Origin of the sequence: Winogradskyella sp. SM1960 (assembly GCF_020179375.1) — a bacterium.
GTDB lineage: Bacteria > Bacteroidota > Bacteroidia > Flavobacteriales > Flavobacteriaceae > Winogradskyella > Winogradskyella marina.
Map to the genome: position 1 here is coordinate 164,376 of NZ_JAICBG010000001.1, position 23,062 is coordinate 187,437.

The following is a 23,062-nucleotide window of genomic DNA, read 5'->3' on the forward strand; positions in this document are numbered from 1 at the left end:
TTTAACCTTTTGACAAATTAGTTAAACATTACATATATTTGAAACTATATGATATTAAATACCACACATCACAATTCAGATTCCAAGCAAATCATTTCCGATTTAGTTGGCAGTCCGTTTAGTTTGGTACAAAAATTGAAAATGAAAGGTGTAGGTTCTAAACGTATGATAATTGATGAGGTAAGTCCAAATCTGCAATCGATGATGAATTTGGTGTCTGATATTAATTATGGAAATATAGAACTAAGACCAAAAGGTATTTTAATTAGAATTAATAAAGGATTACAAAATTTTACATGGATCATACCTTATTACCATCTTGTTATATATAAAATCAATGGATCTAGTATACATGCACAAGGAAAATTTGTGCACTTTAGAGCCAATAAAACTTTTAAAGAAAATAAGAAGTTTTTTGACAAATTAATGGATGAAAAAGTAAAGTACGATTTTCATCATGCAATGCCTAACGGACTATGAATTTAGAACTAAAAGACATTGACAGAATTATTGAAATGGCATGGGAAGACCGAACACCTTTTGATGCTATTACATTTCAATTTAAGTTGAAAGAACAAGAGGTTATTAATTTGATGCGAAGAGAATTAAAACCAAGTAGCTTCAGATTATGGAGAGCGCGAGTACAAGGAAGAGCTACTAAACACAGTAAAAAAAGAATGTTTGACAAAGGCAGATTTAAATGCTCGAGACAAAGAACAATATCAAATAACTCTATTTCAAAACGTTAACACGTGCTTTGATTTAAGTTTGGAGTACTTAAAGACAGCACATTAAAAAGATTCTATGAAATGAGTCAAGTTCAATTAACAATTGTAAAGTAAACTTGACGAATTCCATCTGACCTTTGATTAAAATTTTAAAAAACAGATGAGTACAGAAACAACTTCCAAAGCAAATGGACAGCTTAATGGTTTTACAAATGAAGCTATAGGCGACGACCATTTATTTACAAGTTTAGACACACCAATGAAAGCCAATGCTTTTGATATGTCTAACGAAGAAAAGAAAAAACGCATATCTATTTTATTTTCAGAAATAATGGATGTCATGGGTTTAGATTTAACCGATGATTCACTTCAAGGCACACCAGACCGCGTTGCAAAAATGTATATTGAAGAAATATTTTCTGGTTTAGACCCAAAAAACAAGCCTAAAATGGCGCTTTTTGAAAATAAATATCAATATAATCAGATGTTAGTAGAAAAAAATATTACCTTCTACTCTAATTGTGAGCATCATTTTGTACCTATTATAGGAAAAGCACATATTGCGTACAAGTCATCTGGAAAGGTTATTGGACTTTCTAAACTAAATAGAATTGTTCAATATTATGCTAAACGCCCTCAGGTTCAAGAGCGATTAACAAATCAAATTGCAAATGAACTTAAAACGGTTTTAGAAACAGAAGATGTTGCTGTTATTATTGATGCCAAACACTTATGTGTCTCTTCTAGAGGTGTTCAAGATGACACATCCACCACAGTAACAACATATTATGGTGGCGAATTTAATAACGCTTCAAAAATTTTAGAATTACAAAACTATTTAAACAATTAAGCTATGGAAACAACAATCGAAAAAGCTTTAGAATTTGAAAACAGAAAGTTTTCATTTAAAACAACAAGTGACAGAATTTTAGCAGCAAGAGAGGCTAAAGATTTAATTTTAGAAGTCAACGAACTATATAAGCAAGAAAAAGACAGCAAGTTAATGGACATAATGAAGCGTCTTACGGTTATTAAACAAAAGATTGAAAAGCGCCTAAAAGGTAGACCATTAACTGCAACATCTTAAGTGTAGCGATGAAAAGGTTAATTATTATTGGAGGAAGCAAAGGTATTGGTAAGGCAATTACCGCTTCTTTGCTTTCTTCTTATGATGAAATTGTAAATATCAGTCGTACATCGCCAAAAGAGTCCTATCCTAATTTAAAACATTACGATTGTGATATTCTAACGGAGGAATTACCAGACATAGATACAGCCGACGGGTTAGTGTATTGCCCTGGAAGTATTAATCTTAAACCGATACAAAGACTTAGTGTTGATGATTTTAAAAATGATTTCGACATTAATGTTATTGGAGCTGTTAAAGCCATACAAACGTATTTACCAGCTTTAAAAAAAGGTAGCAAACCATCAATTGTACTGTTTAGTACGGTTGCTGCAAAGTTAGGAATGCCGTTTCATGCTAGTGTAGCAGCTTCAAAATCGGCAATCGAAGGCTTAACAAAATCTCTAGGTGCAGAATTAGCACCAAACATACGCATCAATGCTATTGCTCCTACGGTTACAGATACTGAGTTGGCTTCAAAATTATTGCGTAATGAACGGATGATTGATAATATGAATGAACGTCATCCCTTAAAAAAATATCTTCAACCCAAAGAAGTTGCAGATATGGCAGGCTTTTTATTATCAGAAAAAGCGGCTTCTATGTCAGGACAAATATTTGAAATGGACTGTGGCATCGTAAGTTTCAAATTGTAAATACCATATAAATACTTAATATAAAAACATCATGATAGCAACTGCTACGCAATCCGTGTACGATATAAAGATTAAAAGCCTTCAAGGTGAACCTATTAGTTTACATCAATTTAAAGGTAAAAAAATACTGTTTGTAAATGTAGCTTCTAAATGTGGATTTACACCGCAGTATAGAGATTTACAAAAATTACAGGATACCTATAAAGATTCACTTGTTATTATTGGTGTGCCATGTAACCAATTTGGAAAACAAGAACCAGGTAATTCCAAAGAAATTAAAGAGTTCTGTGAAGTGAACTATGGAGTTTCCTTTTTAATGACTGAAAAAATTGATGTTAAAGGAGAAAATCAACATCCATTATATGCTTGGTTAACTAAAAAGTCTTTAAATGGGAAACAAAATTCAGTGGTGAAATGGAATTTTCAGAAGTATTTAATTGATGAACATGGAGAATTTCTCGACTACTATTATTCTATTACAAGCCCTAAAAGTTCAAGATTATTAAAGTATTTAAACTAGAGTGTGATGTTTGGATTATTTAAGAAAAAATCAGAAGTAGAAAAACTGCAAAACCAATACGAAAAACTAATGGCAGATTGGCATAAACTTTCTACCACAAATAGAGCTGAAAGCGACAAAAAATATGCTGAAGCCCAATTAATCAGTGACAAAATTGATAACTTAAAAAAAAACTAAATTGAAAAAGGCATATCTGTTCATCTTATTTTTGATTATCAATTTTGGTGCGCTCGCGCTAGGCAGTTGGTTTATGGGAGATGCTGTTACGGGAGATTGGTATTCTAATCTAAACAAAGCTCCTTGGACACCTCCAGGTTGGGTTTTTGGAGCAGCTTGGACACTGATTATGGTTTGCTTTTCAATATATCTTAGTTATTTGTTTTCTATTAGGAAATCGAAATTTGTGATTTTTGTATACACGCTTGCGGTTCTGTTAAATATGAGTTGGAATTATGTGTTCTTTAATCAACAACTAACTCAATTAGGCTTTGTTAATATCATTTTACTCACCTTAGTGATTTTGTACTTCTTTATCACTTTTGGTGACGATAAATTGAGTCGATTAAAATACTTATTGTTGCCTTATATTATCTGGCTGTGTATCGCAACGTCCTTAAATGCCTATGTTGTTTTTAATAATTAGTGTCCACCTCGCTCAATAATCTGAATTATTGTGTTTTTAGAAATTTAGGTATAACGCAATTATAATTCAACCACGTTATTTACCCATGTTCTTTAATCTAACGCCTACACTTCTCAATTTATAATTGTTATGAAACTATATACCTTACATAAAAAACAAAACTTACCGATCTCAGTAGATCAAGCATGGGAATTTCTCTTAAATCCTGCGAATTTAAAAACGATTACGCCAGATTATATGGGTTTCAATATCCTTTCGGGAGCTGATAGACCTATGTTTCCTGGACAGATTATTCAATATATCGTAACACCTGTTTTAGGCATTAAAACCAAATGGGTCACCGAAATCACCCATGTAAAAGACCATGAGTATTTTGTGGATGAACAACGTTTTGGACCTTACGCACTTTGGCATCATAAACATTTTATCAAAGCGATTGAAGGTGGTGTAGAAATGGAAGACATCATAGATTATAAACTACCAATGGGAATTTTAGGACAACTCGTTCATCCCATTGTAGTAAAGCCAAAATTGGAAGAAATTTTTAATTATAGAACTCAAAAATTAGAAGAGTTGTATGGGAAATATTAACGTGTAAACCTTAGCTAGACAAAACGCACACATCCCAAATAACTCAATAACTAAATAACTCAATAACACAATAACTAAATAACTCAATAACACAATAACTGAACATCTCAATAACTGAATAACTGAATAACTGAATAACTAAACAACAGCACTCCTACTGCGCTCAAAGCATATAATAAAACATGAATAAAAAAGTAAATATTTTCTGGTTTCGACGCGATTTAAGATTGGATGATAATCTTGGCTTTTATGAAGCCTTAAGGGACAAACATCCCGTGTTACCAATGTTTATATTTGATACTGAAATTTTAGAACAGTTACCAAAAGACGATGCTCGTGTGACCTTTATTCATCAAACCTTACAGTCCTTGAGGCAAACGTTACAAGATGATTACAATAGTAGCATTGCGATATTTCACGGCAAACCTGAAGCTATTTTTAAACAAGTAATGGAAGATTATGAGATTGAAACAGTCTATACAAATCATGACTATGAACCTTATGCCACACAACGTGATCAGGAGATACAATCATTACTTGAAACCAATTCCATTGCATTCCACACCTATAAAGACCAAGTTATATTTGAAAAAAGTGAAGTCGTAAAAAAAGATGGCAAACCCTATTTAGTTTATACCCCTTATATGCGGACTTGGAAAGAAAAATTTCAGTCCACAAATTTAGAAATTTACTATACCAATTCATATTTAAATAATGTCATAGAACATAGTAGGCTTCCTAACCTAAGTTTATCTGATATAGGTTTTGAAAAATCAAAACAAGAAATCAAAGCTTATGAAGTCACTCCTACGTTGATTCAAGAGTATGAGGCAACGCGGAATTTTCCAGCAAAAGATGCCACATCCCATTTAGGTCCTCACCTACGCTTTGGTACTGTTAGCATTCGTAAAATGGTAAAAAAAGCGATTGCAGAACAGAATGAAATCTTTTGGCAAGAACTGATTTGGCGCGAATTTTTCATGCAAATCCTCTGGCATTTCCCACATACAGTAGACAAAGCCTTTAAACCCAAATACGACAGAATTGAATGGCGCAATAACGAAGATGAATTTAAAACATGGTGCGAAGGTAAAACAGGCTATCCATTAGTTGATGCCGGCATGCGCCAATTGAACCAAACGGGTTTTATGCACAATAGAGTTCGTATGCTTGTGGGCAGTTTTTTATGTAAACATTTATTAATTGATTGGCGTTGGGGAGAAGCTTATTTTGCTGAGAAACTACACGATTATGAAATGGCTAGTAATGTTGGTAATTGGCAATGGGTTGCTGGTTGCGGTGTAGATGCCGCTCCGTATTTTAGAATTTTTAATCCTACAACGCAAATTCAAAAATTTGACAAGAATCACGCGTATATTAAACAATGGGTTCCAGAGTATCAAGAACTCACCTATCCACAGCCAATGGTAGATCATAAAGCGGCAAGAGAACGCTGTTTAGAAACGTACAAAACCGCATTAAGATAATCGATGTAAAATATAATTGAAACAAATTATAATAAATCTTAAAATTTAGCGTTGCTATATATAAGACTATTAAGGTCTTAACTGAAATAACCATTTCAACAAACAATTTTAAAGCTCTGATTAGTCGTCAGAGCTTTTTTTTATATTGGATTAAGTAAGCCCTAAGTTTTTAAGAAAAGACAACAACCTTTTTGTTAACGTTAAAGCACAAACGTTAAATCGAAACATTATGAATACTTGGGGAGTTGCAAGAAAATGGAAAGAAATGTGCAAAAAAGGTAATAACCTAGATGGCATTAACGAGCTGTATGTAGACCATGTGATAAGCCGAGAAATGCCTGGCAGTCCTGGTGAAGTGGTAACCGGAAAACAAAATGTTTGGAATAAAAACAAACAGTGGTTAGATAATGTAGAGAACATTCACGCTAGCAGTGATAGCAATCCTCTTGTAGCTGGAAACTTTTTTACGGCTAAATTAGATTACGATTGTACGTTTAAAGATAAAGGCCGTCAGAAAATCCAAGAAGTCTGTGTTTATGAAGTCATCACATAGTTATAAAAAAAGCTTCAAGAATAAACTTGAAGCTTTTTTATTTTATTTCGTTTTGAGTCTTTACACTAAAAGTAAAGCGATCACAATAGCTTATTTAATTACCTTCTACACGTTCAATTTTAGCTCCAATAGCTCTTAAACGCTCATCAATATTTTCGTATCCTCTGTCTATTTGTTCAATATTATGAATGGTTGACGTACCTTTTGCAGATAACGCTGCAATTAATAAAGAGACACCTGCTCTAATATCTGGCGACGTCATGGTAGTTGCTTTTAATGTGGATTTGTAATCGTGACCAATAACCGTTGCTCTATGTGGATCACAAAGGATAATCTTTGCTCCCATATCTATCAATTTATCAACGAAGAACAAACGACTTTCAAACATTTTTTGGTGTACAATTGCACTTCCTCTGGCTTGCGTTAAAACCGTTAAGATAATACTTAATAAATCGGGTGTAAATCCTGGCCATGGTGCATCAGAAATAGTTAAAATAGAGCCATCAATAAAGTTTTGCACTTCGTAACCATCAGTATGTGCAGGAATATGAATATCATCACCTCGGCGCTCTACAGTAATTCCTATTTTTCTAAACACATTAGGAATCTGACCTAAATCGTCCCAACTTACATTAGTAATAGTCAATTCACTTTTTGTCATGGCAGCCAAACCAATCCAGCTACCAATTTCAATCATATCTGGTAACATTCTATGCTCAGTGCCTCCTAAAACAGCAACACCTTCTATAGTTAATAAGTTAGAACCAACACCAGAAATTTTTGCTCCCATACGATTCAACATTTTACAAAGTTGTTGTAAATACGGTTCGCAAGCAGCATTATAAATTGTGGTTGTGCCTTCTGCTAAAACAGCAGCCATTACAATATTAGCGGTTCCGGTCACAGAGGCTTCATCTAAAAGCATGTACGTTCCTTGTAATTTATCGGCTTCTACACCATAAAATAATTCTTCGCGATTATAACGGAATTTGGCTCCAAGATTAATAAAACCTTCAAAGTGTGTATCTAAACGACGACGACCAATTTTATCACCACCTGGTTTTGGGATATACCCTTTTCCAAAACGTGCTAACAATGGTCCAACAATCATAATAGAACCGCGTAACCCCTTACCATCTTCCTTAAATTCGGCAGATTCTAAGTACTTAAGATTAAGATCATCTGCTTTAAACGTATAAGATCCCTTATCGAGTTTATTGATTTTAACACCCAACTTTTTTAATAAAGCCATGAGTTTATTAACATCAATAATATCTGGAATGTTATCTATTTTAATTTCTTCGGCAGTTAAAAGTACCGCACATAAGATTTGTAAAGCTTCGTTTTTTGCACCTTGAGGTTGGATTTTCCCTTTTAATTGGTGACCTCCTTCAATTTTAAATGTACTCATACGTTTTAGTAACGTTTTCTGTTGTTAGAATATTTTTTCTTGTTAGAGTTGTTCCCCTTTTTATTAGAATTGTTTTTACCACCATACTTAGATTTAGTACGCATTAAGCTCGAAGCATCCGTAAGGTCTTCATTACTGTCCTTTAAGTTGATCTTTCCACCAGAAAGCTCATATAAATGATCGTAAATAACAGCGTCTTCAACAGTGTCTTTATTCCAATTAAGGAAACACTTTTTCATGTGGTTAGCAATGGTAAAGGTCAGCGCTTCTTTTAAATCACTGTCTTCCCAACCTACGGCAACATCTATCATGGTCTTTATATTATTACCATAAAAACGATATTTAGGATGGTTTTGAGGATATTTTAAAGGCTCTGGCTTTGCTTGTATTTCTTCTTTCGATGGTTCACCATAAGGTGCATCAACATCGATTTCAAAATTCGCCATTATAAACAATTGATCCCATAACTTATGTTGAAAATCTGGCACATCTCGTAAGTGTGGTTGTAGATTTCCCATTACAGAAATAATGGCCTTAGCTATTTTATTACGTTCTTCTTTAGTTTCGCGAGACTTAGCGTAATTAATCATCTTTTGCAGATGACGTCCATATTCTGGAATAATTAAATGCTCGCGCTCTGTGTTGTATTCTAAATCGTCAATCAAAATTGTAAAGTGTGTAGTATATAGTTTTAAACCTGAAGTCTCTAGGTTTTGTTGCAAAGTACAAAAAAATACGAAGCTTAAAAGGAATTTTATAAGGAAATTACACCTTCAACATTTTCGGCGACTTCCTTATATTTGGCAATAACCGCTTCTGGGTTTTTCATTCTTACATTTATAGAAACGCTAGTGTATTTTCCGTTCTTAGATTCTGTTGTGGTAATCACAGCTCCTAAATTATCAAAAAGTGCTTCGATATGATTAATGCCATCGCCTTTGGTAAGCACAATAAACTTGTATAAATACTCAGATGGCCAAAGGGCTGTATCGTAAAGTTGTGATTTTAATTTTTCGTAAAATTCGTCTGTTTTTTTCGAACTATCCATATTGAAGTTTTTCAGCTGCAAAGATACGTTTTATACGATATATAATTAAAGTGGATGGCTCATAAATTTAGCTTAAAATTCTAATACGTGATTCCAAAAACGAGTAGAATCTATCTAAAAAATTAAAGCATTATTTCAATACAGTTTCTGTATTTCATAAATAATCACGATTTTTACCCTATAAATAGTAAAATTTGAATCCAAAAAAAATTGTCATAGCAGGTGGACCAGGTACAGGAAAGACCACCATTATTAACGCCTTAAAAAAACATAACTTTTTATGTTATGATGAAATCTCTAGACAAATCACCTTACAAGCCAGAGAAGATGGCATTGAACAACTTTTTTTAACCGAACCCTTATTGTTCAGCGAAAAACTTTTAGAAGGTAGAACAAAACAATTTGTAGACGCTACAAAAGAATTAGAACCTGTAGTATTTCTAGATAGAGGTTTACCAGATGTTATTGCCTATATGGACTATATTGGTGACCACTATCCTGAACATTTTGTTAAAGCCTGTGAAGACCATCAATACGACGCTATTTTTATTTTAGCACCTTGGCAAGACATCTTTACAAGCGATAGCGAACGTTACGAAAGTTTTGAAGAAGCCATTGAAATCCACAAACATTTGCTAGACTCCTATAAACGTTTTGGTTACCAATTAATTGACGTCCCTTTTGGAAGTGTAAAAACTAGAATCGAATTTATCCTAGAGTCCTTAAATTTGCAGTAATGCTTGTTTTACTATGTAATGTCGTATTTTTAATTTGAATTTTGTTTAATTCAGATGAAATAGACATCAAAGATTTACAAACGCATTAACTTAACTAAAGGGTTTTGAGCTAAAATCAAAGCGTAGCAGTCGTTACGATTTTATTTTACATTAATCTATAAGCAAAGAAGAATTGCGTAGCACATCACGAATTCCTTTAATAAATTGAAAAAAGTGAGTAAACAAAATAAAGCGATTTTAGATAGTTAAATTGGCATCATGCATCCTATAGAAGTTTTAGAACGGTATTGGAATCACACCTCCTTTAGACCGCTTCAAGAAGAGATTATAACGTCGGTTTTAAACCGTGAAGACACTTTTGCGCTCTTACCAACAGGAGGAGGCAAATCGGTTTGTTTTCAAATTCCAGCGCTAATTCAAGAAGGGATCTGTATTGTTGTGTCTCCTTTAATCGCCTTAATGAAAGACCAAGTAAATACCTTAAAAGCTAAAGGTATAAAGGCTATTGCGCTAACTTCTGGTATGTCTTACAAAGATTTAGACACGCAATTAGATAATTGTATTTATGGCAATTACAAGTTTCTCTATCTCTCACCAGAACGTTTACAACAAACATTAGTACAAGAACGCATACAGCAAATGCGCGTTAATTTAATTGCTGTAGATGAAGCGCATTGTATAAGTCAATGGGGAAACGATTTTAGACCAGCATACAACAATATTTCAATATTACGACAAATGCATCCACATGTAAATTGTATTGCTTTAACAGCAACCGCAAAGCATAATGTGGTGGATGATATTGTAGAGAATCTCGATTTTATAAATCCAAAAATATACAAGGCGTCTTTTGTAAGACCAAATATTGCCTATAACGTAATTCATACGGACGATAAATTATTTCAATTAGAACATCTGTTAAAAAAATATCCTGGTGCTTCTATTATATACGTCCGAAACCGTAGAGCTACAACTGAAATCGATAACTTTTTAACCGCCAAAGGCTTGTCCTCTACATTCTATCATGGAGGTATTACAAACAAAGAGAAACAAGATCGTTTATACGCCTGGAGCAATGGACAAAAACAAATTATGGTGGCGACCACTGCTTTCGGAATGGGGATTGATAAAGCCAACGTCAAAACCGTTATTCATTTTAATTTACCAGAAAGTATAGAGAGTTATTACCAAGAAGCCGGAAGAGCAGGACGAGATGGAGAACCAGCGTATGCAATTATTCTAAAACAGCATATCGATGAAGACCACCTGCGCAATCAGTTTTTAAGCACCTTGCCATCGGTAGCTTTCGTAAAAACGGTGTATAATAAATTGTGTAACTACTTTCAAATCTCGTATGGTGAAGGCGAAAATACAGTCCATCAATTCGATTTTAAATCCTTTTGTAGCCAATATAAATTAAGTGCCAGTATTACTTATAATGCCTTAGTTCTGCTAGATCGCAATGCGATTATAACATTAACACAGCATTTTAATTTTAGAACCAAAATTCAGTTTATCACTACAAATGCGGTGTTATTTCAATATTTAGAAACGCATTTAGATTTAAATATTCTAGTTAAAATATTGCTGAGAACCTATGGAGGTATTTTTGATTACGAGACTAAAGTGAACCTTAATTTGGTCATTGATAAAGTGAGGCTTCCCGAAAAACAAGTAATCGCACAATTGCAACGTTTAGAGAAAGATGAAGTCATAAGCTTACAAATGGCAAATACAGATTCTGAAATCACCTTCTTACAGCCAAGAGAAGATGCGGTTACTATTAATCCCATTGCAAAAACGATTGAACAACAACATATGCTAAAACATCAGCAAATTGAATCTGTATTATCGTATATTAATAATGATTCGGTGTGTAGAAGTCAACAACTTCTGCGCTATTTTGGAGAACAGACCACCAAGGTTTGTGGTAAATGTTCAGTATGTATCGCTAACGCAACAGCTAAAGGTCAGACGTCAATTAACACGATTAGACTTCAAATTATAGCCGAGTTAGAAACCGAAACTTTATCTTCGCGCCAATTATTACAACGTGTTAAATGTTCAGAAAAACAACTTTTACAAAGTCTTTCAGAACTTATAGAACTTAATAAAATAAAATTAACATCAGCTAATACTTACGTACTGATATGACAAAAAAACGTGATTTACGCATCGTGTTTATGGGCACGCCAGATTTTGCAGTGGCCACATTAAAAGCACTTATAGACAACCAATATAATGTTGTTGGAGTTATAACTGCTCCAGACCGACCAGCCGGACGTGGACAAAAATTAAGAGCCTCTGCTGTAAAAAAATTCGCTGTAGAGCAACAACTGACTATTTTACAACCTACCAACCTAAAGGCAAAACCATTTTTAGAAGAATTAAAGGAACTAAAGGCTAACCTACAAATTATTGTCGCGTTTAGAATGTTGCCTAAAGTCGTTTGGCAAATGCCAGAATATGGGACGTTTAACCTTCACGCCTCCCTATTACCACAATATAGAGGAGCGGCTCCAATTCATTGGGCTATTATTAATGGCGAAACCAAAACAGGTGTTACTACCTTTTTTATAGATGAAAAAATTGATACAGGGGCCATTATTCAAAGTGAAACAACCGAAATAAATGAAACCACAACTGTTGGTGAATTACACGATGAGTTAATGGCTATCGGTAGTGAATTAGTTGTAAAAACCGTAAAACATATCGAAGCAGACACGGTTACAACCACAATACAACCGCAATCAGACGATTTAAAAACTGCCTATAAACTTAATCGCGATAACTGCAAAATAGATTGGTCGCAACCTTTAGATACCATATATAATAAGATTAGGGGGTTAAACCCATTTCCAACGGCTTGGTGTTATTTAGACAATAACGAAGATAAACCCGTAGCGGTAAAATTATATGGAGTAGAAAAACAAGTTGATAATCACAATTATAACAATGGCTGTATTATTGCGACTAAAGATGAGTTAAAAGTAGCCTGTAAAGGAGGTTACATTAATATTTTAGAAATTCAATTACCCGGAAAACGAAAAATGGACATCAAATCGTTACGAAATGGGTTTAATTTTTCTGACACTTCAAAACTGCTCTAAACCCTTATTATCAGTGGTTTTACAAAAAATCCGATGAAATGCATTGTCTTTATTAACAAATGTCATAAGTTATTAACAAAAATCCGTATTTCCCTTGCTATTACTTGTGTAGCTTAATATTCCTAATAATTTTGTGTACGGATTTTAAAGAACAATACATTTAGAACCGATATTTTAACAATTTAAATTTAATATTTATGAACAAAACAGATTTAATCAATGGAATGGCAGAGAATGCTGGAATTACTAAGGCAGCTGCTAAAAAAGCATTAGACTCATTATTAGTAGACATCGAAGGATCTTTACAAAAAGGTAACAGAGTTTCATTAGTAGGTTTTGGTTCTTGGTCAGTAACAAGAAGAGCTGCAAGAGACGGTAGAAACCCACAAACTGGAAAAACTATAAAAATCAAAGCTAAAAATGTAGTAAAATTTAAGGCAGGTTCTGACTTAAGTAGCGCTGTAAACTAAAACATTTTTTGTTTAAAATACAGAACCTGCTCCCTGAGCAGGTTTTTTTTTGCTTTAATTCTAAGGCGTTACACTAAATTGAATTATGATTATTTGAATGTAATAACACACATTTAAATAGATATTAGTTGTTTTTTTAACAAAAAAAACATAGATTTAATCATATTAAACTTAGACAGACCAGAATGAACAAACCCGAAAAAGGCAATTTACTAATTGCCGAACCATCCATTATCGGCGATATTTCATTTAATCGTGCTGTGATTCTACTAGCAGATCACACCGCATTAGGTTCGGTTGGCTTTATTTTAAATAAGCCCTTAGAATATAATCTAAAAGATCTAATTGAAGGCACCGAATCCGAATTCCCTGTTTATAACGGTGGACCTGTAGAACAAGACAACCTCTATTTTATTCATAAATCACCAGAGCTTATCCCCAATAGCATCGAAATATCCAATGGTATCTTTTGGGGCGGAGATTTTAACGTGGTGCTCAACTTAATTAATAAAGCCAAAATTTCTACAGACGATATTCGGTTCTTTTTAGGCTATTCTGGTTGGGACGAACAACAATTAGACAATGAACTCGAGTCTAATGCCTGGCTAGTTTCTGAAAATATTTATAATAAAGAAATCATTTCTAAACCGTGTAACTCGTTTTGGCGCGAAAAAATGTTAGAACTTGGTGGCGATTATAGCATTTGGTCTAATGCACCTGAAAACCCAAGCTATAACTAATCATTCCTTTTAAAATTATCTACGTTCCTAAATGATTACTAAGTAAACGACCTAAGAAGGTTTTACGTAAAAAATGAATTGAAGCGAAGGATTAAGCAAAAATCGTCGTCAACAAAATAGCCTATTAATTACAAAAACTTAAATGTTCACCATAGCATTCAACACAGCCAATGCACTTTATTTTTGCGCCGCAGCAAAAGAAATTTTTAATAAAAGATTATTAAGTCTTGATTTTTTTGGTTCGTTTTTTCATCAAGGAAAAAATGAACATAGCATTTATGTTTCAACTTTAAGGTCTAGAAAATAACCCTGTTACACCTTAAAGATACCCACAAATCCGAAATCATTCATCATTCCTCTTAAAACTGTATACCTCCCTAAATGATTACTAGGTAAACGACCTAAGAAGGTTTTACGTAAAAAATGAATTAAAGCGAAGGGTTAAGCAAAAATCGTCGTCAACAAAATAGCTTATTATTTACTAAAACTTAAATGTTCACGATAGCATTCAACAACCCCAATGCACTTTATTTTTGCGCCGCAGCAAAAGAAATTTTTAGTAAAAGATTATTAAGTCATGATTTTTTTGATTCGTTTTTTCATCAAGGAAAAAATGAACATATAATATTAAAAACAATAAGTAACCTACAATAACCTCAACTTCGCATTCAACTTACCAACAAGACTTTGAGCATAAGCACTACCATATGTTTTTTTACGATATTTTGTAATCGGCACAATACCTTTAATCACATTGGTAATAAATAACTCATCAGCTTTTTGAAGTTCAAACGGACTAATAGAAGCTTCCTCAACAATGACATTAACATCCTTTACCAATAACTCTAGCAGTTGCTTTCGCATCACCCCTTTTAGACAACCTTCTTCTAATGGTGGTGTTTTAATTTTTCCGTCTTTAACTAAAAATAAATTACCATTTAAAGCTTCTATAACCTGTTTATCGGTATTTAAAATCAAACAGTTATCCAAGTCATTGTCTTTAGCATAAATACTACCAATAACGTGCATCGCTTTATTATTCGACTTTAACCCAGACAATAAACCTGGTGCAACAAAGTAATCTTTATATAAATCTACAACGTAATTTGCGTTATCAGCAATACTATAAAACGGCTCGTGATGTGGTTCTGCGGCAATATTAAAATGCACATCTGTGGTGTCAGACGGTAAATACTTACCTCCTTCTCCTCTATCGACATTCAATCGCACACGTGCGGAAGCATGTAATAAATCATTCGCCTCTAAGGTTTTTAAAATTTCTGCCTCTAAGAATTCCATGGTAAAATTCATTGGAATATCCATTCTAAGAATGCGCATAGAAGACATCAACCTAAAATAATGATCCTCCCAAAAGAAGATCTTACCATTAACAACCTTTAAAGTTTCAAAAAGAGCATCACCATATTTGTAACCTCTATTATTAACTGTCAGTTTTGAATCTGATTCAGTTTGTATCGAACCGTTAAAATTTACCATAAAAAACATCCTAGAGTCCCTTTAAAAGAACCATCGTTATAAAATTATAATGTAATCGATTAAATTATTCATTCTTGAAGTTAGCTTAGAAATGAATAAAAAAAATCTCGATAGCGTTTTAAAACGATACCGAGACAAAGATATAATAGAATAATGAGTTGAGCTTATCTAGAGCCTAAAACTTGTTTCAAGCTAGAAATCTGATTTTCCCAAAGCATTTTGCCTTCATCGATTTCATCGTCTTCAGCATAATCTGTAATCATTAAAGAAACGTCTTTTGTGATCTCATCGACTTGAATTCGGATTTCAAAATAGCACGACGCACCATCTTCTTCATCACTTAACCAACGAAACTTAATACGTTCGCCTGATTTTTTACTTAATAATTTAGCCTGTTCTTCTGAGCCATCCCAAATAAATGTGAATAATTCCCCTCGAGAATTAACGTTATCTGCAAACCATTCCGATAAGCCAGAAGGTGTTGATATATAGGTATATATTAGCGATGGTGATGCCTGAATCACAAACTCCATCTCATATTTTTCTTTTTCGTCCATAGTGTAATGTATTATGTGCTCAATATATACAATTATAGTTGAGTTTTAAACTTTAAACTAAATTTATTTTTTTTAGATTTTATTGTTTGCTGTCCTAGAATTTGTTTTTATATTTGCAGCCGCAATTATCTGCATGTCCAGATAACGTATTTTGAAACACTAAATATGAATTGCGAATTATGGCGAGGTAGCTCAGTTGGTTAGAGCGTCGGATTCATAACCCGGAGGCCACGAGTTCAAATCTCGTTCTCGCTACAACAGTAAAAGTCCAGCACGATAGTGCCGGACTTTTTTTATGCGTTACGCTGAAGCCATGCTTCAAAGCGTAAAAGCATAAAAAAAAGGCCGTAGCAACGCCTTAGCGTTGTGGACTTTTGCTATTGTACAGCTCACCTGCGAAGATTCACTGAAAATAAATCAAAAAAGCATCAGACATTAAAAGAAATAAAAGCCATAACAACGCCTTATTACTATTGTACAGCTCACCCGCGAAGATGCACTGAAAGTAAATCATAAAAACATCAAACATTAAAAGAAATTAAAGCCGTAGCAACGCCTTAGCGTTGTGGACTTTTACTATTGTACAGCTCACCTGCGAAGATTCACTGAAAGTAAATCAAAAAAACATCAAATATTAAAAAATATAAAAGGACATAACAATGCGATAGCATTGTGGACTTTTACAATCATACAGCTCACCCGCGAAGATGCACTGAAAGTAAATCAATATAATACCTAATATTAAAAGCATAAAAAAAGGTCATAGCAACGCTTTTGCATTGTGAACTTTTACTATTGTACAGCTCACCTGCGAAGATGCACTGAAAGTAAATCAAAAAAACACCAAATATTAAAAAATATAAAAGGACAAAACAATGCGCCAACATTGTAAACTTTCTCTACACTAAAGCTCACCTCCAAAGATGCACAAAAAGTAAATCAACGGCTGTCACCTTGAGCGCCTGTCTGCCAAAAGACAGGCAGTCGAAAGGTCTTCAAAAACATATTAGCCGCAATATTCAACAAAGACAATAAACCTAACACAGGCTTTAGCCGTGCCATTCCAACCATCAAAATCCAAATAAGCCACTATTAATCCGAAATGCATTAACAGAATTAAAAAAATAGTCACATTTTAAACCCAACGATATAAAACACCACACCAACCAGAAGTCACCACGAATACCCAATAAGTTATGAAATCATATTACTCCGTATTGCTCATCATTGGAATCACCTCACTTATTGCGAGTTTCCTTCCCATGGTCTTAAAAAAGTTTAGGATGAGCTTTACCATTCCCTTATTGCTCATAGGTGCGCTCATGTATTTTCTAAAAACCCCTTTACCATGGCCAAATCCGGTTTGGGATATTGACATGACCCTACGGTTTTCCGAACTCGTTGTCATTATCAGTTTAATGGTCGCAGGTTTAAAGATTGGCCTCAATTATTCCTGGAACGAATGGAAAAACCCATTGCGATTAATCGGGTTTACAATGCCTTTATTTATGTTAATCGTATTCCTAATCGCCTATTACCTACTCCATTTCGATGGTCCTGTCGCTTTACTACTCGCAGCCGTATTAGCTCCCACAGATCCAGCACTGGCATCAGACATTCAACTCGATAAAAAACAAAAAGTGGGCTCTAAAAATGTTGGTGTGCAGTATAACCTTACGGCCGAAGCAGGACTAAACGATAGTCTAGCCTTTCCCTTTGTATTCTTAGCTATTTTATGGTCTCAAAATGATTCTTTAGGTGCTGCCGAATGGAAAGAATGGCTATGGTATTACCTTGGCTATAAAATCGTCATTGGCGTCATCGTTGGTGTGGTCGTCGGATTTGCTTACAGTTTCTTCACTAAGAAACTAGCACAATTCAAACGTCTAAAAATTCAACAAGCCTTTGTAGCCCTATCATTAACCTTAATATCCTATGGGTTAGCAGAAATCTTGGATGGCTATGGGTTTTTAAGTGTGTTTCTCGCCGGACTCTTTGCACACTATCATCAACACACTAAAAACGAAACTATGGATAGCGACCCAAGTTTAGATTTTATAACCAACGTAGAACAATTCCTCATTATCTTTTGGATGATTTTCTTCGGTGGATCGCTAGTAGGTGGTATCCTAGACTTTAATACCATTCCAACCTTACTGTTCGGTGTGTTTTTAGTGCTGATTGCAAGACCGCTTTTAGGCTATATCAGTTTGTATAAATCAGGATTAAACACTAAAAAGAAATGGGCCATTGCCTTTTTTGGAATACGTGGCATAGGTTCCGTCTTTTACCTCACCTACGCCATAAAACATGGTAATTTCGAAGACATTAATTACATCTTTTCCAGCGTTGCTTTCATTATATTACTGTCTATTGTATTACATGGATTTACAACCAAACGTATTATGCCCAAAATTGATCACAATTAAACTCCTTAGTTCAACAGAGTACTGCGTTGTGTGCCAACTCTATAACACCGTTCCTCTCCAAGATAAAGCGGATTGCCATGCTTCTCGGACCAAAAGCCATCTAAAACATCCTTGGTAAGACATTTGTAAACCACAACACCTTTATAAGTCTCAGCATCATCTCCTTTATAATTAAAATTAATAACTAAGATGTTGTCCTTAAAAAAGCCAGTGCCCTGTTGTACCTGACAAGTATTAATAAGCCATTTGGCCTGAATTCTTTGGTAACCATCTAAAGATAATTCTAAAGTCCCCTTATAGGGTATCGTGGTGTCGTCTTGGTTGCTTCCTGTGATATCATAGCGACCAACTAAATCTTCTACCTGCATAATTTTACGTTCCGTTCAGTACAAAACTAACGACTATCGCGTATTATATATAAAAAGTGATTATATATTTTTAAAACAGCTACAAAACATAAAAGCACGTCATAAGACACGTGCGCAATAAAAAAAGAGAAAACAAAGACTTAGATAAACATAAACGTATCCTCGTCTTTTGAAAATGATTTAGAAATCAAATGTTTCGATGTTGTGTTAGCATCGTTTTCGGTCTTTTTTAGACGTCCAAAGGTCAAATTCTGTAGTAGTCCTCTTAAGGCTTTAAATGGTTTCATAGCAAGTAATATGTTTTGTTTATAAAGATACGAAACAAACCGAAATTTAGATGTTTCAAAACACAGAAAACAAACTAAAAACCAACAACTTAACAAATAGTTAACACACAGATGAGACTTTAGTAATTTTGAAGTGATTTTCACTTATAAAGAGACCAAAAACGGATGTTAAAATCCAAGTCATATAATCTGAAGATTTCAACAACCTTTTAAGTTCTAATGCTCGGACTTAATTTTAAAACAACAACAATCAAGTTAAAAAAATGCCACACAACAAAGTTCCCTTTTCAATAAAAGCTAATGCACTAATAATTACAGGATATGCATCAATCCAAATCACAATTTCTAACGATATTTAGTAAAAATCATGAATTATGAAAACAATCTATAGCCTTTTATTAGTCATCCTTTTAGTATCCTGTAAAAATGAATCGCCAAAGGAAAGCACTACAGGCACTAAAAACCCAATGAATGAAGAACTTACCAATTCACGAAATTATAAATCATCTGGTAATTTTGAAAACGAAACCTATACCTTCAAGAAGAAAACAGATAGTATTGACGAAAACTGGAACCTAGACAGTCCAGAGCGCCAAATGAGTTTGTATGAGCGTTTTCAAATGAGCGATGCGCAACAAGAGCAATACGAAACGGCCCTAGCAGAATGGTCCAACGCCAACACAGAAGAGCCATATAACAAACTATCAACGGCAACACGTATCGAAGCAGAGTCCAACATTCTAAAACAAATTCTAAGCGAAGACCAATTTAAGCATTACGAATTGTGGGTAAACCAGAATGATTAGGCTTAGGTTGTATTGGCTTTGGAAATGGGGTTTGGGTTTAGAGTTATGAGGTATTTATGACCTTTTATGGTCTGATTAGTTTATTTTAAATATAACGTCAAGAAAGGAAAATTCAAAAAAAAGCAAACATCAAAACAGTGAGCTATGTATGCTTTTTAAAATTCTCTGCCTGTTCAAAAATTTCTTTAAAGACCTCATCTTTTGTAATTGGTGGATAACCATGCTCAGCTAAAAGAATAATGAGATCAACTTTTAATTCTGCTTTAATATCATCTCTTTGATTCCAATCGGTGTATTTAGCTTTATCATCCACTACTTTTTTCACCTCTTTGGATAAGTGAATTAACTTATCTTCTGGATATGCAAAATCATATTTATGGGCTATGGCTTTTAAGATGTCGTAAAATGCTTTTTCTTCAAAATCAATTCCTAATTCTGAAAAAGAGTCTTTTTCTTGTCTCAACTCATGATATAAATCGATAATTTCATCGGTAAAATCATCCAAAACATGACTTTCTAGTATATCTTGCTCACTACGTTCATTGTACCTTTCTACAATACCTTTAAACTTCTTAGAAAAATCAATACCTTGTATTTTGTTGGTCTTTTTTAGCTCATCAATGGCTTTTAATAATAACTGTTGTAATAGTTTTATTTTAGTATTTGGCAGTTTTATTTTTTCAATTTTAGCCAAATAGGCATCATCAAAAATATCAATTTCACTTTGTTGCTCCTCTCCTAGTTTAAAGATTTCTTCAACACCATCACTTTGTAAAGCCTCTTTTATCATCTCTCTAACTCTAGCATTCATTTGTGCCGTATCTGGCGCATTGCCTTTGGTAAGTTTAAAAACTATTGAACGAATGGCTAAATAAAAATGTATATAATCTTTTTGAAGTTCCGAAAAGGCATCTGTACCACAACAAATATCATAAGCCGCTTTTAAGCGCTTAACAATATTCATAAACCGTGTTTCAATGTTTTTTGTGCGCTGTACAAATTCGGCGCCTTTATTTAAACAGTCTAATTGCTTTGCTCCTTTTCCTGAAAAATAATCTGATGCATCAAACTTATGAAATAGTTTAGCCAATAAATCTAATTGGTCTTTCACGACTACAATAGAGGTTTGTATATCTTCAAAATTCTGACCATCTAATGCCGAGTATTTTTTTAAAGCTAAGTTCATTTGTTTTTTAAAGCCTATATAATCGACTACTAAACCTTTAGACTTGGTTTTATACTTTCTGTTGACTCTAGAAATGGTTTGTATTAAATTATGTTGTTGAATGGGTTTATCAATATACATAGTATCTAAAAAAGGCACATCAAAACCAGTTAGCCACATATCTACAACAATAGCAATTTTAAAGTTAGACTTTTCGTTTTTAAATTGTCGGTCTAACTCTTTTCTATCGTCTTTTGTTCCTAATAAATTGTACATAGGTTCCGGGTCGTCTTTACCACCCGTCATTATCATTTTAATGCGCTCCATAGGCTTAATGTCCTTTTTCTCTTTTTCGGTTAACGTAGAGCCTTTTTCAAAAGCTTTTACTTCTGCCCATTCTGGTCTTAAAGCAATAATTTCTTGATAAAAATGATATGCTATAGGTCTAGAACTACACACAAACAAAGCCTTTCCTTTTAAAGTAGCTCCTTCTGCTATTCGAGTTTCATAATGCTTTACAAAATCTTCTGCAATAGCTTTTAATCGGTCTGGATCTCCGATTATGGCATTCATATTAGCAGAAGCCTTTTTACTTTCTTCTATTTGGTAATCGTTAGCCCCTTCTTCTGCACATAGATTATAATAGTCTTCAATTTCGTAAAGCTTCTTATTCTCTAAAACTACTTTAGCTGCTCTGCCTTCATAGACAATACGCACTGTGATTTCATCTTTTTCCGACTCTGTCATGGTGTAGGAATCTATAATATCACCAAACACATTTAAAGTCGCATCTATAGGTGTACCTGTAAAACCAACATAAGTAGCATTAGGCAAAGAATCATGTAAGTACTTAGCAAAACCATAAGTCTTTTTAACACCATCTTCGGTTACAGTAACTTTTTGGTCTAGATTTATTTGGCTACGATGTGCTTCATCCGAAATACAAATAACATTTGTTCTATCTGTGAGCACTTCTAAATCTTCTGTAAACTTATGAATAGTGGTTAAAAACACTCCACCACTTTTTCTACCTTTCAAATGTGCTTTTAATTCCTTTCTACTCTCTACACTTATAATCGTATCATCACCAATATATTCTTTTGCATTCGTAAACTGAGCGGATAATTGGTCGTCTAAATCAGTACGATCGGTAATAATTATGAGTGTTGGACTTGCAAAATGCGGACTACGCATTAACAGACGAGACAAAAACAACATGGTATAACTTTTACCACAGCCTGTTGCTCCAAAATAGGTACCCCCTTTACCGTCTCCTTCCGGTTTTTGGTGTTGTTTTATATTTTCTAACAACTTGGTAGCGGCATAGTATTGCGGATAGCGACACACAATTTTCAAGTCGTGTTTGTTAGAATCTGGAAAGTAAATAAAATTATGGATTACCTCTCGCAGTCTGTTTTTATTAAACAAACCTTGTATCATGGTGTACATGGAATTAATCCCATCCACCTCTTTATCTAATCCTAAGACTTTTCGCCATGCATAATAAAATTCGTAATTAGCAAAAAACGACCCCATTTTACTGTTTACGCCATCACTAATAATGCAAAAGGCATTGTATTTAAATAGTTCTGGAATATCGCGTCTGTAACGCGTGGTTAATTGTACATACGCATCGTGTATGGTTGTATTTTCACGTATAGCCGTTTTAAATTCAAAAACCACTAAAGGTAAACCGTTTATGTATAATATACCATCTGGAATACGTTTCTCGTACCCATAAATTTCTAGTTGGTTAACTATTTTGTAAGTGTTATTATCTGTATCTGTATCTGAATAATCTATAAGATGAATATAGAGGTCTTTTTTAGAACGATCTTCCCTCTCTAGTTGAAAGCCATTACAGACCAATTTTATGATTTGTTTGTTAGACTCGTACAAATCGGAAGCACTAAACACTTCTAGTTTACGGATAACCGAATTAATTTCGGCATCTGTAATATTATCGTTTTTATATTGCTTTTGCAGGTAGCTTTTAATATCTGCTTTAATAAGTACCTCTTCGGGTTTTCTTGTTAGGGTATTACCGAGTACATGCGGAATCCCTTCATTACCCAATAACTCTATAAAAACGTTTTCTAGTTGTGCTTCTGTGAATTTGTTCATTGTATAAAT

At 33.9% G+C, this 23,062-nt stretch carries 26 protein-coding genes and 1 tRNA gene; 19 read left to right on the forward strand and 8 right to left on the reverse strand.

Features of this window, described 5'->3' with window-relative positions; translation table 11 throughout:
- Positions 1-48 precede the first annotated feature (48 nt).
- The 11 genes from K1X16_RS00760 to K1X16_RS00810 all read left to right on the forward strand — a co-directional run bounded on the left by K1X16_RS00760 (position 49) and on the right by K1X16_RS00810 (position 6,304).
- Positions 49-480, forward strand: a complete 432-nt coding sequence (locus K1X16_RS00760; protein ID WP_225034673.1) for a hypothetical protein — start codon at positions 49-51, stop codon at positions 478-480.
- A complete protein-coding gene (locus K1X16_RS00765; RefSeq protein WP_195872787.1) occupies positions 477-749 on the forward strand; it encodes a TIGR03643 family protein in 273 nt (90 codons plus the stop codon). Before K1X16_RS00760 ends, K1X16_RS00765 begins: the two co-directional genes overlap by 4 nt.
- 139 nt (positions 750-888) lie before the next feature.
- Positions 889-1,578, forward strand: coding sequence for a GTP cyclohydrolase I FolE (gene folE / locus K1X16_RS00770; RefSeq protein WP_225034674.1), 690 nt, complete (start codon positions 889-891; stop codon positions 1,576-1,578).
- A 3-nt stretch (positions 1,579-1,581) separates the two neighbouring features.
- Positions 1,582-1,815, forward strand: a complete 234-nt coding sequence (locus K1X16_RS00775) for a hypothetical protein (RefSeq protein WP_195872789.1) — start codon at positions 1,582-1,584, stop codon at positions 1,813-1,815.
- A gap of 8 nt (positions 1,816-1,823) precedes the next feature.
- Positions 1,824-2,510 carry an SDR family NAD(P)-dependent oxidoreductase gene (locus K1X16_RS00780; protein WP_225034675.1) on the forward strand — a complete coding sequence of 229 codons (687 nt, stop codon included), beginning with the start codon at positions 1,824-1,826 and terminating at the stop codon, positions 2,508-2,510.
- Between the two features lie 31 nt (positions 2,511-2,541).
- On the forward strand, positions 2,542-3,030 hold the full coding sequence (locus K1X16_RS00785) for a glutathione peroxidase (protein ID WP_225034676.1): 489 nt from the start codon (positions 2,542-2,544) through the stop codon (positions 3,028-3,030).
- A 6-nt stretch (positions 3,031-3,036) separates the two neighbouring features.
- A complete protein-coding gene (locus tag K1X16_RS00790) occupies positions 3,037-3,207 on the forward strand; it encodes a Lacal_2735 family protein (RefSeq protein WP_195872792.1) in 171 nt (56 codons plus the stop codon).
- 1 nt (position 3,208) lies between these two features.
- The gene (locus K1X16_RS00795) at positions 3,209-3,673 is read left to right on the forward strand and encodes a TspO/MBR family protein (protein ID WP_225034677.1); all 465 of its coding nucleotides are present in this window, start codon (positions 3,209-3,211) and stop codon (positions 3,671-3,673) included.
- Positions 3,674-3,802: 129 nt separating this feature from the next.
- A complete protein-coding gene (locus K1X16_RS00800; RefSeq protein WP_225034678.1) occupies positions 3,803-4,264 on the forward strand; it encodes an SRPBCC family protein in 462 nt (153 codons plus the stop codon).
- A gap of 182 nt (positions 4,265-4,446) precedes the next feature.
- Positions 4,447-5,751, forward strand: coding sequence for a cryptochrome/photolyase family protein (locus K1X16_RS00805; RefSeq protein WP_225034679.1), 1,305 nt, complete (start codon positions 4,447-4,449; stop codon positions 5,749-5,751).
- A 229-nt stretch (positions 5,752-5,980) separates the two neighbouring features.
- On the forward strand, positions 5,981-6,304 hold the full coding sequence (locus K1X16_RS00810) for a SnoaL-like domain-containing protein (RefSeq protein ID WP_225034680.1): 324 nt from the start codon (positions 5,981-5,983) through the stop codon (positions 6,302-6,304).
- A 94-nt stretch (positions 6,305-6,398) separates the two neighbouring features.
- On the opposite strand, the gene murA is transcribed toward K1X16_RS00810, so the two are convergent.
- The 3 genes from murA to K1X16_RS00825 all read right to left on the reverse strand — a co-directional run bounded on the left by murA (position 6,399) and on the right by K1X16_RS00825 (position 8,763).
- The gene (murA, locus tag K1X16_RS00815) at positions 6,399-7,715 is read right to left on the reverse strand and encodes a UDP-N-acetylglucosamine 1-carboxyvinyltransferase (protein WP_225034681.1); all 1,317 of its coding nucleotides are present in this window, start codon (positions 7,713-7,715) and stop codon (positions 6,399-6,401) included.
- 5 nt (positions 7,716-7,720) lie between these two features.
- Positions 7,721-8,380, reverse strand: coding sequence for a DUF4290 domain-containing protein (locus tag K1X16_RS00820; RefSeq protein WP_195872805.1), 660 nt, complete (start codon positions 8,378-8,380; stop codon positions 7,721-7,723).
- A gap of 89 nt (positions 8,381-8,469) precedes the next feature.
- The gene (locus K1X16_RS00825) at positions 8,470-8,763 is read right to left on the reverse strand and encodes a DUF493 family protein (protein ID WP_225034682.1); all 294 of its coding nucleotides are present in this window, start codon (positions 8,761-8,763) and stop codon (positions 8,470-8,472) included.
- A gap of 194 nt (positions 8,764-8,957) precedes the next feature.
- On the opposite strand from K1X16_RS00825, the gene K1X16_RS00830 reads away from it, so the two are divergent.
- The 5 genes from K1X16_RS00830 to K1X16_RS00850 all read left to right on the forward strand — a co-directional run bounded on the left by K1X16_RS00830 (position 8,958) and on the right by K1X16_RS00850 (position 13,820).
- Positions 8,958-9,500, forward strand: coding sequence for an AAA family ATPase (locus tag K1X16_RS00830; protein ID WP_195872798.1), 543 nt, complete (start codon positions 8,958-8,960; stop codon positions 9,498-9,500).
- 258 nt (positions 9,501-9,758) lie between these two features.
- Entirely contained in the window at positions 9,759-11,654 is a 1,896-nt protein-coding gene (locus tag K1X16_RS00835) for an ATP-dependent DNA helicase RecQ (RefSeq protein ID WP_225034683.1), read from the forward strand.
- Entirely contained in the window at positions 11,651-12,610 is a 960-nt protein-coding gene (fmt, locus tag K1X16_RS00840) for a methionyl-tRNA formyltransferase (RefSeq protein WP_225034684.1), read from the forward strand. Before K1X16_RS00835 ends, fmt begins: the two co-directional genes overlap by 4 nt.
- A 197-nt stretch (positions 12,611-12,807) precedes the next feature.
- Positions 12,808-13,080: an HU family DNA-binding protein gene (locus tag K1X16_RS00845; protein ID WP_195872801.1), complete on the forward strand. Its 273-nt coding sequence runs from the start codon at positions 12,808-12,810 to the stop codon at positions 13,078-13,080.
- A 185-nt stretch (positions 13,081-13,265) separates the two neighbouring features.
- Complete coding sequence (locus tag K1X16_RS00850; protein WP_195872802.1) at positions 13,266-13,820, forward strand: YqgE/AlgH family protein; 555 nt, start codon at positions 13,266-13,268, stop codon at positions 13,818-13,820.
- 645 nt (positions 13,821-14,465) lie between these two features.
- Here K1X16_RS00850 and K1X16_RS00855 read toward each other — a convergent pair.
- Together K1X16_RS00855 and K1X16_RS00860 are read right to left on the reverse strand one after the other, a co-directional pair.
- Positions 14,466-15,317 carry an aminotransferase class IV gene (locus tag K1X16_RS00855; RefSeq protein WP_225034685.1) on the reverse strand — a complete coding sequence of 284 codons (852 nt, stop codon included), beginning with the start codon at positions 15,315-15,317 and terminating at the stop codon, positions 14,466-14,468.
- Between the two features lie 164 nt (positions 15,318-15,481).
- Positions 15,482-15,874, reverse strand: coding sequence for an START-like domain-containing protein (locus K1X16_RS00860; protein WP_195872804.1), 393 nt, complete (start codon positions 15,872-15,874; stop codon positions 15,482-15,484).
- Between the two features lie 181 nt (positions 15,875-16,055).
- On the opposite strand from K1X16_RS00860, the gene K1X16_RS00865 reads away from it, so the two are divergent.
- A tRNA-Met gene (locus K1X16_RS00865) sits at positions 16,056-16,129 on the forward strand.
- Positions 16,130-17,070: 941 nt separating this feature from the next.
- Entirely contained in the window at positions 17,071-18,303 is a 1,233-nt protein-coding gene (locus tag K1X16_RS00870; protein ID WP_225034686.1) for a cation:proton antiporter, read from the forward strand.
- Positions 18,304-18,308: 5 nt separating this feature from the next.
- Here K1X16_RS00870 and K1X16_RS00875 read toward each other — a convergent pair whose 3' ends face one another.
- The gene (locus K1X16_RS00875; protein WP_225034687.1) at positions 18,309-18,671 is read right to left on the reverse strand and encodes a hypothetical protein; all 363 of its coding nucleotides are present in this window, start codon (positions 18,669-18,671) and stop codon (positions 18,309-18,311) included.
- A 140-nt stretch (positions 18,672-18,811) separates the two neighbouring features.
- A complete protein-coding gene (locus K1X16_RS00880) occupies positions 18,812-18,958 on the reverse strand; it encodes a hypothetical protein (protein WP_195870537.1) in 147 nt (48 codons plus the stop codon).
- Between the two features lie 374 nt (positions 18,959-19,332).
- On the opposite strand from K1X16_RS00880, the gene K1X16_RS00885 reads away from it, so the two are divergent.
- The gene (locus K1X16_RS00885; RefSeq protein WP_225034688.1) at positions 19,333-19,764 is read left to right on the forward strand and encodes a hypothetical protein; all 432 of its coding nucleotides are present in this window, start codon (positions 19,333-19,335) and stop codon (positions 19,762-19,764) included.
- A gap of 142 nt (positions 19,765-19,906) precedes the next feature.
- Here K1X16_RS00885 and K1X16_RS00890 read toward each other — a convergent pair whose 3' ends face one another.
- Positions 19,907-23,053, reverse strand: coding sequence for a type I restriction endonuclease subunit R (locus K1X16_RS00890; RefSeq protein ID WP_225034689.1), 3,147 nt, complete (start codon positions 23,051-23,053; stop codon positions 19,907-19,909).
- Between the last annotated feature and the right edge of the window lie 9 nt (positions 23,054-23,062).

Bases quoted from the DNA above. Each gene is read 5' to 3' on its own strand.
- K1X16_RS00760 (WP_225034673.1), top strand. From the start codon at position 49: ATGATATTAAATACCACACATCACAATTCAGATTCCAAGCAAATCATT.
- K1X16_RS00765 (WP_195872787.1), top strand. From the start codon at position 477: ATGAATTTAGAACTAAAAGACATTGACAGAATTATTGAAATGGCATGG.
- folE (WP_225034674.1), top strand. From the start codon at position 889: ATGAGTACAGAAACAACTTCCAAAGCAAATGGACAGCTTAATGGTTTT.
- K1X16_RS00775 (WP_195872789.1), top strand. From the start codon at position 1,582: ATGGAAACAACAATCGAAAAAGCTTTAGAATTTGAAAACAGAAAGTTT.
- K1X16_RS00780 (WP_225034675.1), top strand. From the start codon at position 1,824: ATGAAAAGGTTAATTATTATTGGAGGAAGCAAAGGTATTGGTAAGGCA.
- K1X16_RS00785 (WP_225034676.1), top strand. From the start codon at position 2,542: ATGATAGCAACTGCTACGCAATCCGTGTACGATATAAAGATTAAAAGC.
- K1X16_RS00790 (WP_195872792.1), top strand. From the start codon at position 3,037: ATGTTTGGATTATTTAAGAAAAAATCAGAAGTAGAAAAACTGCAAAAC.
- K1X16_RS00800 (WP_225034678.1), top strand. From the start codon at position 3,803: ATGAAACTATATACCTTACATAAAAAACAAAACTTACCGATCTCAGTA.
- K1X16_RS00805 (WP_225034679.1), top strand. From the start codon at position 4,447: ATGAATAAAAAAGTAAATATTTTCTGGTTTCGACGCGATTTAAGATTG.
- K1X16_RS00810 (WP_225034680.1), top strand. From the start codon at position 5,981: ATGAATACTTGGGGAGTTGCAAGAAAATGGAAAGAAATGTGCAAAAAA.
- murA (WP_225034681.1), bottom strand. From the start codon at position 7,715: ATGAGTACATTTAAAATTGAAGGAGGTCACCAATTAAAAGGGAAAATC.
- K1X16_RS00825 (WP_225034682.1), bottom strand. From the start codon at position 8,763: ATGGATAGTTCGAAAAAAACAGACGAATTTTACGAAAAATTAAAATCA.
- K1X16_RS00835 (WP_225034683.1), top strand. From the start codon at position 9,759: ATGCATCCTATAGAAGTTTTAGAACGGTATTGGAATCACACCTCCTTT.
- fmt (WP_225034684.1), top strand. From the start codon at position 11,651: ATGACAAAAAAACGTGATTTACGCATCGTGTTTATGGGCACGCCAGAT.
- K1X16_RS00845 (WP_195872801.1), top strand. From the start codon at position 12,808: ATGAACAAAACAGATTTAATCAATGGAATGGCAGAGAATGCTGGAATT.
- K1X16_RS00850 (WP_195872802.1), top strand. From the start codon at position 13,266: ATGAACAAACCCGAAAAAGGCAATTTACTAATTGCCGAACCATCCATT.
- K1X16_RS00855 (WP_225034685.1), bottom strand. From the start codon at position 15,317: ATGGTAAATTTTAACGGTTCGATACAAACTGAATCAGATTCAAAACTG.
- K1X16_RS00860 (WP_195872804.1), bottom strand. From the start codon at position 15,874: ATGGACGAAAAAGAAAAATATGAGATGGAGTTTGTGATTCAGGCATCA.
- K1X16_RS00870 (WP_225034686.1), top strand. From the start codon at position 17,071: ATGAAATCATATTACTCCGTATTGCTCATCATTGGAATCACCTCACTT.
- K1X16_RS00875 (WP_225034687.1), bottom strand. From the start codon at position 18,671: ATGCAGGTAGAAGATTTAGTTGGTCGCTATGATATCACAGGAAGCAAC.
- K1X16_RS00880 (WP_195870537.1), bottom strand. From the start codon at position 18,958: ATGAAACCATTTAAAGCCTTAAGAGGACTACTACAGAATTTGACCTTT.
- K1X16_RS00885 (WP_225034688.1), top strand. From the start codon at position 19,333: ATGAAAACAATCTATAGCCTTTTATTAGTCATCCTTTTAGTATCCTGT.
- K1X16_RS00890 (WP_225034689.1), bottom strand. From the start codon at position 23,053: ATGAACAAATTCACAGAAGCACAACTAGAAAACGTTTTTATAGAGTTA.